Source organism: Longimicrobiaceae bacterium (genome assembly GCA_035936415.1).
Classification (GTDB): Bacteria; Gemmatimonadota; Gemmatimonadetes; order Longimicrobiales; family Longimicrobiaceae; genus JAFAYN01.
In genome coordinates this window covers 1-13,564 of sequence record DASYWD010000169.1, presented here as the reverse complement: position 1 = coordinate 13,564, position 13,564 = coordinate 1, and the positions used below count along the sequence as shown (strand labels likewise).

Genomic DNA, 13,564 nt, shown 5'->3' with positions numbered 1-13,564 from the left:
CGCGACGAACCGGGCAGACTGCGAGCGCCCGGGGCGTGCGGAGCGGAGGACGGACGGGAGACCCCACCCTGTTGACCAGATGGTAAATAAAAGTTATCATATATTTGACGGATGGTCAACAACTCGCGTGCCCCTCGGGCCTGCGGACGGATCCCAGCCATTGATCGGGAGGAGAAAGCATGCCGGGGAAGCGGGCTTCGGAAGAGGTGCGGCGTGAGCAGATCCTGCAGGCGGCGTTCGAGGTCGCCTCACGGGAGGGGATCGGCAGCCTGACGGTCCGGGCGGTGGCCGCCGAAGCCGAGCTGAGCCACGGCCTGGTGCTGTTCCACTTCCAGCGGAAGGAGCGGCTGGTGCACGAGCTGCTCGAATGGCTGATCGCGACCCGGTCGGTGCTCAACGTCCCGGAGGAAGTCGCCCGCTTCCCGAGGGCGCTGGACCGGCTCCACGCGCTCCTCCAGGAGGAGATGGCCCGGCTTTCGCACCAGCCGCGGCACACCCGGCTGTTCCTCGAATACTGGGCGCTGGGCGCGCGTGACGAGTCCATCCGGGCGCGGATCAGCGCGGAGCTGGAACGGTACCGCGCGGCGTTCCTGGAGATCATGGAGGAGCTTCTCCGCGCCGAGCCCGCGACGTTCGGCGGGGTGACGGCCGACGGTCTCGCCGCCGTGGCGGTGAGCTGGATCCACGGGTGCGCGGTGCAGGCGATGGTGGACCCCGAGCACTTCGACGTCGGCGAGTACCTGGCCGCGGTGCGAGGGATGGTCAGGCAGCTCGCCTGACGCGGCGGACACGTCGGGCTGGAAGCAACCCCTCCGCGGGACCGGCCCTGGCGGAGCTCCCCTCGCGCAAAGGACCGCATGAGCACGCTCAGCACGGACGCCCCGCCGACCGGTGGTCAGCCCACCGCGGCCGATCCCGCTCCGACGGACGCCGGCACCCGGTTCGCCTTCCTGTCGGAGACCAGCCGCATCCTGGCCGACTCGCTCGACGTCGAGACCACCCTCGCGACGGGGGCGGGTCTCGCCCTCCCGCACTTCGGCACCTGGTGCATGGTGGACATCGTCGAGGCGGACGACACCATCCGCCGCGTCGCCGTCATCCACCCGGATCCCGAAAAGCAGCGCCTCGCCCGCGACTTCTACGCGGCCCACCCGCCGGGCCGCGACGACCCGCTCGGCGCGCCGCGGGTGATCCGTACCAGCGAGTCGGAGTTCGTGCTCGCCTACGACGAGGTGCTGGAAGGGATCGCGGAGGAGGAGCACCGCCTGCTCCTGCAGGAGCTGGGCGCGCGGTCGTTCCTCATGGTCCCCATGTCGGCGCGGGGGCAGACCCTGGGCGCGATCACCTTCGTCTCGGACGACCGCCGCCGGTACGACGAGGCCGACCTGCTGCTGGCGGAGGACCTGGGACGCCGGTGCGCGATGGCCGTGGACAACGCGCGGCTCTACGCTGCCTCGCAGGAGGCGCTCCGGGCCGCCGACGAGGCGCGCAAGGCGGCGACGCTCACCGCCCGGCGCGCGGAGGAGCTGCTGGGCGAGGCCAACGTCGCGCGCCACGAGGCGGAGGACGCGGACCTGGCCAAGACGACCTTTCTGGGCACGATCTCGCACGAGTTCCGCACCCCGCTCACGGCCGTCCAGGGCTTCACCGACCTGCTCACGGCGGAGGTTCCGGGACCCCTCAACGAGAAGCAGCATCACCAGGTGGAGCGGATCCGCGCCGCCAGCGACCACCTCCTCGAGCTCATCGAGGAGATCCTCACCTTCGCGCGGCGGCAGGCGGGCCGCTCCGAGCTCCGCCTCCGGGAGGTGGACCTCGCCGGGTTCGTCCGGGACACGGCGGCGCTGGCGGAGCCGCTCGCCGCCGAAAAGGGGCTGCGTCTCCTCGTGAGCATTCCCGAGGGGCCCATCCCCTGTCGGACCGACCCCGGCAAGCTCCGCCAGATCATCCTGAACCTGGCCGCGAACGCGGTCAAGTTCACCGACGAGGGCGAGGTCCGGCTCGACCTGGAGGCCGCAGACGACTCGGTGCTGATCCGGGTCGGCGACACGGGGCTGGGGATCGCGCCCGGACATGCCGAGCGCGTGTTCGACGCGTTCTGGCAGGTGGACCATTCGGCCGGGAGGGTCGGGGGGACCGGTCTGGGCCTGGCCGTGACGCGCCAGCTCACCGGCCTGCTGGGTGGAGAGGTGGCACTGGAGAGCGAGCTCGGCAGCGGAACCGTGCTCACGGTACGGCTCCCGCTCGTGACGCCGGAGCTGGAGGCTCCCCCTGCGGACGGGGCGGCGGAAGTCTCGCACTCCGAGCGGCGGGTACGAGGGCGCCGGGGGGTGCCCCTCCAGGGATCGGGCCCACCCCTGCCGGACACGCCACGGGGCGAGAGGTCCGGGGAGGTCCCGTCGTGAGCACCGGCTCGCCGCCGGCGTCACGTCGCCACGCAACCCCGATCCACGAGAAGAACGCACATGGGTGGCCAGCCGTCCTTCACGGAAGCAATCCGTGCGATCGCGAGTGGCCTGCGTGAGCACGCCCACTCTCATCCCTACCTGAATCGCGCGTCGAGCGAGATCGATCACCTGGGCCGGCAGCTGCACGGGCTCGGCCATGTTCGGGACCGTGAGATCGCCGACTGCCTCACCGCCGCCCTCGGGGAGCTGAGTGCGTCCCACCGGCTCGCCGAGGAGGAGCGTGCGGGGGCGTTGCATCGAGTCGTCTGCCACCTCGACGCTGCGCTGGCGTACGCCGAAGAGGGGGTCGTCTCGACGGCGCCCTGAAGGGGCGCGGCTGCGTCGAACGACAGAAGAGGTGCTTGCATAAGGCGCCATAGTTTGATAACGTGCTCCACTGGGCCCGACTCCGCCCGGTGGGGTGCTTTGTCGTTGGGAACGATCAGGTCCTCCCTCGCAGTGCTCACCCGGGCATCCGGGCTTCACCGGCCCCCACGGGCGCGTGCGCGCGCCGGAACAAGGCGGTACGACCATGGTGGACGTCTACGCGGGGCCCGAGGGAGCCCCGATGCCGCACTCCGTCGAAGAGGCGCAGGCCGCCTGGACGCGGACGCTCGCGCCCTCCGCCCTGCGCGAGATCCTGCCCCTGCTGGCGCGCCCGGGGCTGCTCTCCTTCGCCCTGGGCATGCCGGCCGCGGAGCTGCTTCCCGCGCAGGCGTACCTGCAGGCCACCGGCCAGGCGCTCGCGGCGGATCCGCTCCCCCTGCAGTACGGCATGCCCCACGTTCCCCTCAAGCGCCACGTCGTGGAGCTCATGGCGCAGCGGGGGGTGGTGTGCCGCGAGGAGCAGGTGTTCCTCACCACCGGGGCGCAGCAGGGGATGAGCCTGCTGGCGCGCCTGCTCCTGGACGAGGGCGGGCGGGTGGTGGCCGAGGCCGCCGTCTACGACGGCATCCACGGAGCCATCCGGCCATTCCGGCCCGACCTCCGGACGGTGCCGTCCGACGCGGGCGGGCTGGACGTGGACGCCCTGGAGGCCCTGCTGAGCGAGGGCCCGCGCCCCGCCTTCGTCTACGTCATTCCCGAGGGGCACAATCCCCTGGGGGTGTCGCTGGGCCTGGACCGGCGGCTGCGGCTGGTGGAGCTGGCCCGGTGCTTCGGCGTGCCCCTGGTGGAGGACGACGCGTACGGCTTCCTGCGCTACGACGGCGCCGCGCCGCCGCCCCTTCGGGCCCTGGACGCGGAGTGGGTGCTGTACGTGGGCTCCTTCTCCAAGATCTTCGCCCCCGGCCTGCGGGTGGGGTGGCTGATCGTGCCGGAGCCGCTCATCCCCTCGCTGTCCATCCTCAAGCACGGCAGCGACCTGGACGTGAGTACGCTCGCCCAGCGGTGCATCGCCGCGTTCCTGGACACCGGGGCCCTGCCCGGACACCTGGACGCCGTGCGGGCGGAGTACCGGGCCCGGCGCGGCGCCATGCTCGGCGCCCTGGAGCGTCACTTTCCCTCCACGGCGCAGTGGACGGCGCCCGCCGGGGGCATGTTCGTGTGGGTGCGCCTGCCCGAGGGGACGGACACCGTGGCCTTGCTGCGGCGGGCGGTGGCGAGCGAGCGGGTGGCGTTCGTCCCCGGTCCCGCGTTCTGCGCGCACGACCCGGGGCAGGCTGCCCACTGCATGCGCCTGTGCTTCGCCAGCCTCCCGCCGGAGCGCATCGAGGAGGGGATCGCGCGCCTGGCTCGCGCGCTGGCCGCCGAGGGCCTGGTCGGCTCCCTTCACGATTGACAATTCTCTGTCGGGAAACTATCCATGCATGAGCGTCGATGGGGCCGCACGCGGGCGCCAAACGCGCGCACGCACCAGCGCCAGGCCGTCATTCCTTTTCCGCGCCATCGGCGCACTCAGGAAACCCCTTCTCAGCCGGGACGCCAATGCCTTCTGCAGCCACCCACGTCAGCGAGGTCGTGCCGGCCCTGTCCATCAGGTTCAACAGCATCGTCTATGAGCTGAAGGCCCGCGGAACGGACGTCATCGTGCTGTCCCTCGGTGAGGCGTTCTTCGACATCCCGCTCTTCGACTTCGCGGAGATGCCGATCCCCGAGAGCTACCACTACAACCAGTCGCGGGGGAATCCCGACCTGCGCCGACTCCTGGCCGGGTACTACGGCCGGCAGTACGGGGTGGCCGTGGACGCCGATACGGAGATCCTCGTCACGGCGGGGTCCAAGGCGGCCATCTACATGTCGCTCATGGCGATCCTGAACCCTGGCGACGAGGTGCTGGTCCTGGAGCCGGCCTGGGTGAGCTACTCTGAGCAGGTGAGGCTCTGCCACGGCGTTCCGGTCATGGTGCCCTACCACCAGCCGGTGTTCGGGCTGGAAGGGTTCATCACCCCGCGGACCCGGGCCGTGATCGTCAACAACCCGAACAACCCCTCCGGCCGCGTCATGTCGCGCGTGGAGCTGGAGCACCTGCACGCCCTGGCCGACCGGTACGACCTCTTCCTCATCTCGGACGAGGCCTACAGCGACTTCCTCCTCGACGACCGCTTCATCTCGTGCGGGGTCCTGGATCCGCAGAAGCGGCACACGATCGTGGTCAACTCGATGTCGAAGAACTACGGGATGTCCGGGTGGCGCATCGGCTACGTGATCGGGAACAGCGGGCTGATCGACGAGGTGCTCAAGATCAACCAGCACCTCATCACCTGTCCCCCGACGATCCTGGAGTACTACCTCGTCCGGCACTTCCACGACGTGCTGGAGATCACCAAGCCGCAGATCGCGGACGTGGTGCGGAGGCGGTGCCAGATGGCGGACTTCATGGAGGAGCTCGGCATCTCCTGCCTGCCCGGAGACGCCACCTTCTACCTCTTCGCCTCGATCGAGCCGTCCACCCTGGATTCCATGGAGTTCTGCACGCGGCTCCTGCGGGACCACCACGTCTGCGCGGTGCCCGGAATCGGGTACGGCACGTCGTGCGACCGCTACATCCGGATTTCCGTGGGGGCGGAGGACGCCGAGCGGGTGCGCGAGGGAATCCGGCGGATCCGGGGGCTGATCGACGCGACGTCTCCGGTTCCGTCCGAGGTGGTGGACCTCGTTCCTCTCTGACCGGCTGCCCCGAGGGGTCCGGCGGGCGATGCGGCTCGCTCCGCCCGGGGGGGGGCGCTCTCGCCCTGGGGACCAGGGGAGTGTACGCCAAGCGCGAGGAGCAGAACCCGACCGGCAGCTTCAAGGCCCGGGGGCTCTCGGCCGCGGTGTCCCTGCTGGTGGAGCACGGCGTCCGGAAGGCCGCCATCGGCTCGAACGGTAACGCGGGGAGTGCTCTGGCGGCCTATGCGGCGCGCGCGGGTGTCTCCGCGCACGTGTGCCTGCCGGAGGACTGTCCCGGGCTGATCGTGGACGAATGCCGGCGCTACGGCGCCCAGGTGTGCCTGGTCAGGGGGCTGATCCACGATGCCGGCAGGCTGATCGACGAGGGGCGGGAGGTCGAGGGCTGGTTCAACGTGGGCACGCTGCGGGAGCCCGGCCGGGTCGAGGGGAAGAAGACGATGGGATTGAGCGGCGGGACCGCCGTGGCCGTCTCCCGGGAGGAGATCGAATCGGCCCAGGCGCGGTTCGGCTCGCTCGGGCTCTCCTCGTCCCCGGAGGGCGCGGCCACGCTCGCGGGGCTACTGCGCCTCCGGGAAGACGCCTGGATCCGGCCCGGCGACGAGGTGGTCCTCTTCAACACCGCCGGGGCGACGAAGTACCGCCCGTGGACCTCTCCGGAGCGCATCCCGGTGGTCACGGACTATTCGGACTACCGGGACCGGGTCGCCCGGCGCCGGGGGCCCGAGCAACACACACCTGCGATGCCCGCTTGATCCGCTTCAGCCGTCTCCGGAACCACCGGGGGGAGGAGCTTCCTCCGCTCACGCAGCAGCTCGCCGCGTTCCGCTACGTACCCCGCTTCCTGGCGCTGGTGTGGAGGACGCAGCCCGTGTACGGGACCGTGATCGTCCTGGTCCGGGTCCTGCGCTCGCTCGGCCCGATCGCGCTCCTCTGGGTCGGCAAGCTGATCGTCGACGAGGTCATCGCCAACGTCGGCGCCGCCGACCCCGATTGGGCGTACCTGGTCCGCCTCGTGGCCCTGGAGTTCGGCATCGCCCTGGTGATGGAGGTGCTCGCCCGGGGCTCCTCACTGCTGGAGGGGCTGATCGGCGACCTCGTTGGCAACCGGATGACGGTCCACCTGATGGAGCACGCGGCGACGCTGGACCTGGAGCAGTTCGAGAGCCCCAGGTTCTACGACTCCCTCCAGAGGGCGCACCAGCAGTCCTCGGGTCGCGTGGCGCTGCTGAGCACGCTGTTCGGCATCGGCCAGACGCTGCTGACCCTGGCCTCGCTGACGGCGGCGCTGGTCGCCTACAACGTCTGGCTGCTGATCCTGGTGGTCGCGGCCGTCATCCCCTCGTTCCTGGGCGAAACCCACCACGCCGCGCACAGCTACTCCCTGTTTTTCCGGTGGACGCCGCAGCGGCGGGAGCTCGAGTACCTCCGGTACCTGGCCTCGAGCACCGCGACGGCGAAGGAGGTCCAGCTGTTCGGCCTCTCGGACTACTTCATCCGCCGGTACCGGCGGCTCGCGGACGAGTACTACGCCATGAACCGGGGCCTCGTGGTCCGGCGCGCGGTGACCGGCGCGGTGCTCACCGGCCTGTCGATGCTGGCGTACTACGGCGCGCTCGGCTTCATCGTCTTCCAGGCGGTGGGGGCGGCCATCAGCATCGGCACGATGACCTTCCTCATCGGCTCCTTCGACCGGGCCCGGGCCCTCGTCTCGGGGGCCCTGCTGCAGGGGGCCAGGATCTACGAGGAGAGCCTGTTCCTCCACGACCTGTACTCGTTTCTCGATCTGCGCCCCAGGCAGGCGCGGCCGCGCGATCCGAAGCCGCTGCCAGCCCCGATCCGCGAGGGGTTCGTCTTCGAGGACGTCGGCTTCCGCTATCCGGACACCGAGACCTGGGCCGTCCGGAACGTCTCCTTCCGCCTCGCGCCGGGCGAGCGACTCGCGCTCGTGGGGGAGAACGGGGCGGGGAAGACCACGCTGGTGAAGCTGCTGACCCGTCTCTACGACCCCTCCGAGGGGCGCGTCCTCCTCGACGGCGTGGACCTGCGCGAGTACGACGCGGTCGAGCTCCGTTCCCAGATCGGCGTGATCTTCCAGGATTTCGTGTGCTACGACATGACCGCTCGCGAGAACGTGGCGGTCGGACGCATCGAGGAGGCGCGCGACCACGACCGGATCACCGACGCCGCCCGGAAGAGCCTCGCCCTGGGAGTGGTGCAGCGTCTGCGCGGCGGCTTCGACCAGATGCTGGGCCGGCGCTTCGACGGCGGAGCGAACCTCTCGGGCGGGGAGTGGCAGAAGATCGCCCTCGCCCGCGCGTACATGCGCGACGCCAGCCTCCTCGTCCTCGACGAGCCGACCGCCGCGCTCGACGCCCGCGCGGAATACGAGGTCTTCGAGCGCTTCAGCGACCTCACGCGGGGGAAGATGGCCGTGCTGATCAGCCACCGCTTCTCCACGGTCCGCATGGCCGACCGGATCCTGGTGCTCGACGGCGGCAGGGTGATCGAGGAGGGGAGCCACGAAGAGCTCAACCTCATGGGGGGACGGTACGCCGAGCTGTTCTCGCTGCAGGCCGCGGGGTACCGCTGACCCGGGGATCGGAGACGGCGGGCGCCGCGGGCGCCCGCGATGGCGGTCCCGGTCAGCTGCAGAGACAACGGTACGAGGCGAACCCCCCCAGGTTCGGGTTCGGGTCCCAGGTGGGTGGCGCGGAGGGGTCGGGCACGAGCTCCTCGAAGGTCTCCAGCAGGGCCTCCAGCGCGATCTGGATCTCGACCCGGGCGATGCTCGCCCCCGGGCAGCGGTGCGGGCCGAATCCGAACGCGATGTGCGGATTGGGCTGACGTTCCGGGGCCATGCAGTGCGGGTGCGCAAAGCTCGCCGGGTCGCGGTTGGCGGCCTCCAGGAAGAGGAACACCTTCTCCCCCCTCCGGATCACGTGGTCGCCCGGAAGCTCCCCGGACAGGTCCACGTCCTCCATTGCGCACCTGGCGAGGTACCGCGTCGGGGTGACGATCCGCAGCAGCTCGTCCGTCAGGCGCCTGGCGAGGCCCGGGTTCCGGCGACTCTCCTCGCGCCACCGTCCCCAGCCGGGGAGCAGAGCGGGAACGCCGTCCCCGAGCAGCTTCTGGGTGGTGACCCGTCCCGCGGCGAACGCCATCATGCAGTTGATCACCAGGTCCTCTTCGTCCTCGAAAACGCCCTCCCTGAGAAACGCTCCGATCAGGTCGTCGGAACGTGCATCCCGCCGGGTGGCGACCAGCTCGCGGAAGTAGTCTCCCAGCGCGGTGATCTCCTGCATGCGGACCAGCAGGAAGCCGCTGGTGACGTTGGCATAGGTCGTCGACCACTGGGCGAGCCGCTCGACCTGCTGCGGATCGCCCGTGGGCACACCGACGACCAGGGAGATCGTTTCCAGCGAGAACGGCATCGCGAAATCCCGGATCAGGTCGAACCCTCCCCGGCGCTTCGCCGCCTCCAGAAGCCGGCAGGCGGTGCTGCGGATTGACGGCAGCATCTCCTGCATCTTGTGGGCGCTTTCACGCAGGATCACCTGCTGGACGCGCCGGTGCCGGTCCCCGTCGGAGAAGATGATCTGCTTCTGGATCGCGGCCTGCAGGAACGACGTCGGGCCCCCCCGCCGCGCACCGTCGTCCCCGAAGCTCAGGTCGGAGGTGTAGCGCGGGTCGCTGAGGATCCTCCGAGCGGCGGCGTGGTCGGTGACGATCCAGCACTTCCCGGCCGCGTCGAAGTAGATCCCGTCCCCCTCCCTGGCCGCGTCGTACAGTCCGTGGGGGTCCTTGTACGCTCGCACGAGCGTCGCGAAATCGGGCTCTCGGTCCTCACCGCGTTGCGGCGTCATCGGGTTCCCCATGCAGGACGAGGTGCGACCGTCCAGGTGAGCGGGCGGTCGGCCGGGCAGGGGCGGCCGCGCGGAGCTCACGGGCCGCCCGGTGCGGGTCGAATTCGGTCCCCGGGGGCGGGGCCGTCGACCCGGTCGAGGCGCGCCAGGATCCAGGGCGCGGCCGTCCACAGCACCGTGAAGGGCAGAGCCACCGGGATCGCCTCTCTGCGCACGGCCGCCACGGCGGCGATGGTGGCGAGCGCGATGACCGTGGAGATCCCGGCACCACGCAGGTGGCGCGGAGTGCGTCCGGCCGCTCCCGCCTCGACCTCGTGCTGCGCCGTCCACTCCAGCAGCCAGCGGCGCGAGACCAGCATCCGGTAGCTCGAGCGGGCAATGGCGTCGAGGGCCACCGCGGCCTCGTACGCCAGGACGGTCACCCGGAAGGCGGTCCTGAGCGCCTGGACCGCCAGCACCCCGGTGGCGGGCCGGCCGCGATTCGGCGCCTCCCCGTTCCGGCCCGTTGAGGGGTGCGCCGGCCGGAGGACTGCCGCGCGGATCGCACGGCCGCCACCCCGCGCGAATCCGAGGAGCATCGGGAGGAGGAAGTAGGAGAGCGCGACCATCGTCCAGACCGCGGGACTGCCCGGCAGGACCGTCCACCCCAGCACCAGGAGACAGAAGCTGGGGAGGACTGCCGTCCCGTCCCGGAGGACGCGCAGGAGCGCGTACCGCTCCCGGATCCCGATCGGGTTCGGCCGCTTCCGGCCGTCGGCGTCGCGCACGTGCCGCCCCAGGATCCAGGGAAGGGCCTGCCAGTGGCCGCGGATCCAGCGGTGGCGCTGCAGGGCGCCCGAGCAGAACCGGGCAGGCACCGCCTCGCTGAGGGTCACGTCGCCCACCCACGCCGTCCTGGCGTAGTATCCCTCGATCTGGTCGTGGCCGAGGACGTGGTTCTCCGGGAGAGCCTGGTCCAGGACCTCCAAGAAAACGTCGGCGTGGTACAGTCCCTTCCCCGCGTAGCGCGTGACCCCCGAGAGGTCGAACTGCGTGTCCGACAGAGGACGCCGCGCCCGGACGGGAGGGAGAGGGCGCAGCCGCAGAATGTGTCTTGCGTACGGGGTCGACTCCCCGGGCGGGACCAGCACGACCGCCGGCTGCAGGATGGCGTATCCCTCCACGACCCTGCCTCTGCCGGGGTCGAAGCGGGGCGCGTTGAGCGGGTGGGCGGCGGTCCGGACAAGGTCGTGCGCCGCCCCCGGCTCCATCCTCGTCTGGTCGTCGAGGGTGATGACGTACCGAAAGGAGCCCGCCGCGCAGGCGCGGCCCAGGTCCCCGAAGATCCACCGGAACGAGGTCTCGGAGCCGCGGCCGCGGATCAGCCGGATCAGCTCCAGGATCTTCCCTCGCTTCCGCTCCCACCCCATCCACGCGCTCTCGGCGGCGTTCCACCGCCGTTCGCGGTGCAGCACGAAGAAGCGGTCTCCGGCTCCGTCCCGGTGCCTCTCGTTCAGGCACGCGACCCCCTCCTCAAGCGACGAGAGGATCTCCTCGTCCCCGGGGAGCCGCTCCGAGTCCGCGTCCCTGAAGTCCGTGACCAGGGCGAAGCGCAGGTTGGGATCGCGGTTCTCCTCGGCGAGGCGCTCCAGGCGTTCGAGGAGCTCCCGGCCGCGCTCCACGCTGCCGAGGATGGTGGGGACGGCGACGAGCGCGCGGTGCTCGTCCGGGATCCCGCCGGAAAACTCCATCCGGGGCAGCTCGCGGACCGGGACGTACCGTCCGAGCAGCATCGGGACGATGGACCTGGCGTTCAGGTAGAAGATCGGGAGCCCGATCAGCCCGGCGACGATCCCGAGGAGCAGTTCGCGTCCGCTGGAGCCGGCGTAGAGGACCGCGCCGCCGAACTGGGCGAGGGCGAGGATGCTGAGCAGGCCGAGGTACCAGCGCACGACCTGGCCGCTGAACAGGGCGCGCTCGAGAACGCCGTACCAGGGGCCGGAGAATCCCAGATCGTCGCGAAAGGCACGGGCTCCCGGGCCGGCCAGGTAGTAGCCGACGTGCGCCGAGGGGTCCCCGGCGGGATGCCGGGCGTGCGCGGCCGCCGCGCGGGCGATCGCGCGCCTCGCCACCTCCTCGGCGGGGATTCCGCTCTCCTGCGACCAGCGCTCTGCGATCGCGCGGTACCACCCGCGGGTCCGCGCGTCCATCCGACCGTAGACCGCGGCAGGGTCCCCGGCGAAGATCCCGTCGATCCCGTGGGCTGGAACGCCGACGGCTGCGGCGAGCGCGGGTGCCTCCGTCTCCGACCCGGCAACACCGTGGCTGAGATTGCCCATGACTCTCCCGTGACCGGGGGTGCGCCGGAAGGGCCCACTCCGGTCCGGAGTGGACGCGCGTTCGATCTCCGTCCCGGCCTACGTCCGGCGAAGCACCTGGGCCGGGTCCGTGGAGGCGGCACGGCGGGCCGGAACCAGGCTCGCGGCGGCGGCCACGGCCAGGACTCCCAGCAGCCCCAGCACTACCACGGGCCCCAGAGGGACCTGCGGGAGGCCGGAGTCGTCGGGGATCGAGTTCACGAACCGCAGGCCGATCACGCTGACCGGCAGCCCTATCGCCAGCCCGACGGTGCTGAGACGGACGCCGTCGGCGATGAACCGCCCGGCGATCTGTCGGGGGCGGGCGCCGACCGTCATCCGAACCGCGATCTCGCTGGCGCGCTGGCCGACCGAGAACGCCACGACCGCGTAGAGGCCGATGGCCGAGAGGAAGAGTGCGAGGAGCGCGCTCCCCAGGAGGCCTCCCGTGGCGGCGCGGAAGGTCTTCCGGCTCTCTTCCTCGATCGCGGCAACGGTCTGGACGTCGGCTACGAGACCGGGCGCCTCCTCCTGCACGGTCCTGCGGATCGTCGGGACGAGCGGCTGTGCGTCGCTCCGGGTCCGGACCAGCAGCCCCGAGGGCGCGGCCGCCGTATCGGGTGCCACGTAGACCGGGTACGGCTTGCGCGAATCCCTCCTGCCGGCGTCGGGGTCGGCCGCCACGCCGACGACCACGAGAGTGGGCGCGACGGCCACGGAGTCCCCGGCCGGCTGCAGCCGCCTTCCCACGGGGTCGGCCCCGGACCAGAGCCGCCGGGCGAGGTCGCCGCCGATGACGACCGGGACCTCCGCGGCGTCCCGCTCGTAGCCGGCGTCGGCCGGCGTGAGCTCCCGGCCGCGGAGGAGGGGGATGCCCGCCACGGAGAAATAGCCCGGCGGGGCCGTGTTCCCGGACAGCCGGACCGGCGCCTGCGGGCCCCCCTGCACGCGGTCCTCCGGATGCACGAAGTAGGACTGGAACTCTCCCGCCGGCTCCGAGCTGAAAGCGGCGGCGGCGACGCCCGGCGTGGCCTCCAGCCGGGCGTGCAGCCGGCGAATCTCCCCCTGCAGTCCGTCGAGCAGCTCGGACCGGGTGGAGCTCGCGCCGCCGGTCGGCATGGCGGGCCGGAGCTGCACGGAGACCAGCTGCTCGGCGAACCGGTTGCGGCTCGCCGGCTGGAATTCGCTCACCACGATCAGCAGCACCGCCACGACGCCCACCACCAGCGGCTGGGTGAGGGCAATCTGCGCCACGACCAGCGCGCGCTGCAGCCGAAGGCGCGTCCCGGCGATGCCGGTGGTCGAATCCCTCATCGCGCTCCCAATGCCTGCACGGGTGGCGTGCAGCGCGGGCGCGAGCCCGAAGAGCAGTCCCACGGCCAGGGCGACGCCGAAGGTGAACGCGGCCACCAGCCAGGTGACCCCCACCTCGAGCGGGAGCCGGGGATAGGCCGTGTTGACGGCTCGCAGGACGGCCCAGACGATGCCGAGCGTCGCCGCGCCCGCCGTCACGGCCAGCAGCACGCTCTCCGTCAGGAGCTGCCGGATGATGCGGGCGCGCGGCGCGCCCAGAGACAGGCGCACCGCGATCTCCTGCCGCCGCACCATCGCGAGGCCCGTCAGGAGCGCGCTCACGTTGGTGCATGTGACCAGCAGGATCAGCAGGCCGAGCAGGCCGAGCGACAGGGTCAGTCGCCGCACGTCTTGCTCGAAGTTGGGGTCGCCGTTTCCGGAAAGCAGCGGGACCACCTCGGTGCCGGGCTCGCTGACCCGCTCCCCGGACGGCCGGCCGGCGGCCGCGGCGATC

Annotated in this window: 10 protein-coding genes; 7 read left to right on the top strand and 3 right to left on the bottom strand. The window is 71.4% G+C overall.

The window, feature by feature from the left end:
- Positions 1 to 179 precede the first annotated feature (179 nt).
- From VGR37_06370 to VGR37_06340, 7 genes are all read left to right on the top strand, one after another.
- The gene (locus VGR37_06370; GenBank protein HEV2147006.1) at positions 180 to 779 is read left to right on the top strand and encodes a TetR family transcriptional regulator C-terminal domain-containing protein; all 600 of its coding nucleotides are present in this window, start codon (positions 180 to 182) and stop codon (positions 777 to 779) included.
- 78 nt (positions 780 to 857) lie between these two features.
- Positions 858 to 2,405 carry a GAF domain-containing sensor histidine kinase gene (locus VGR37_06365; GenBank protein HEV2147005.1) on the top strand — a complete coding sequence of 516 codons (1,548 nt, stop codon included), beginning with the start codon at positions 858 to 860 and terminating at the stop codon, positions 2,403 to 2,405.
- Positions 2,406 to 2,465: 60 nt separating this feature from the next.
- Positions 2,466 to 2,774: a hypothetical protein gene (locus VGR37_06360; GenBank protein ID HEV2147004.1), complete on the top strand. Its 309-nt coding sequence runs from the start codon at positions 2,466 to 2,468 to the stop codon at positions 2,772 to 2,774.
- A gap of 241 nt (positions 2,775 to 3,015) precedes the next feature.
- The gene (locus VGR37_06355) at positions 3,016 to 4,227 is read left to right on the top strand and encodes a PLP-dependent aminotransferase family protein (protein HEV2147003.1); all 1,212 of its coding nucleotides are present in this window, start codon (positions 3,016 to 3,018) and stop codon (positions 4,225 to 4,227) included.
- Positions 4,228 to 4,373: 146 nt separating this feature from the next.
- Positions 4,374 to 5,555: a pyridoxal phosphate-dependent aminotransferase gene (locus VGR37_06350; protein ID HEV2147002.1), complete on the top strand. Its 1,182-nt coding sequence runs from the start codon at positions 4,374 to 4,376 to the stop codon at positions 5,553 to 5,555.
- A complete protein-coding gene (locus VGR37_06345) occupies positions 5,552 to 6,310 on the top strand; it encodes a pyridoxal-phosphate dependent enzyme (protein ID HEV2147001.1) in 759 nt (252 codons plus the stop codon). The genes VGR37_06350 and VGR37_06345 overlap by 4 nt, the downstream gene beginning before the upstream one ends.
- Positions 6,307 to 8,148, top strand: coding sequence for an ABC transporter ATP-binding protein (locus VGR37_06340; GenBank protein ID HEV2147000.1), 1,842 nt, complete (start codon positions 6,307 to 6,309; stop codon positions 8,146 to 8,148). The genes VGR37_06345 and VGR37_06340 overlap by 4 nt, the downstream gene beginning before the upstream one ends.
- Before the next feature lie 52 nt (positions 8,149 to 8,200).
- On the opposite strand, the gene VGR37_06335 is transcribed toward VGR37_06340, so the two are convergent.
- The 3 genes from VGR37_06335 to VGR37_06325 all read right to left on the bottom strand — a co-directional run.
- Entirely contained in the window at positions 8,201 to 9,373 is a 1,173-nt protein-coding gene (locus tag VGR37_06335; protein ID HEV2146999.1) for a cytochrome P450, read from the bottom strand.
- 125 nt (positions 9,374 to 9,498) lie between these two features.
- The gene (locus VGR37_06330; protein HEV2146998.1) at positions 9,499 to 11,739 is read right to left on the bottom strand and encodes a hypothetical protein; all 2,241 of its coding nucleotides are present in this window, start codon (positions 11,737 to 11,739) and stop codon (positions 9,499 to 9,501) included.
- 78 nt (positions 11,740 to 11,817) lie between these two features.
- A partial coding sequence (locus VGR37_06325) for an FtsX-like permease family protein (protein ID HEV2146997.1) occupies positions 11,818 to 13,564 on the bottom strand: 1,747 nt, incomplete at its 5' end.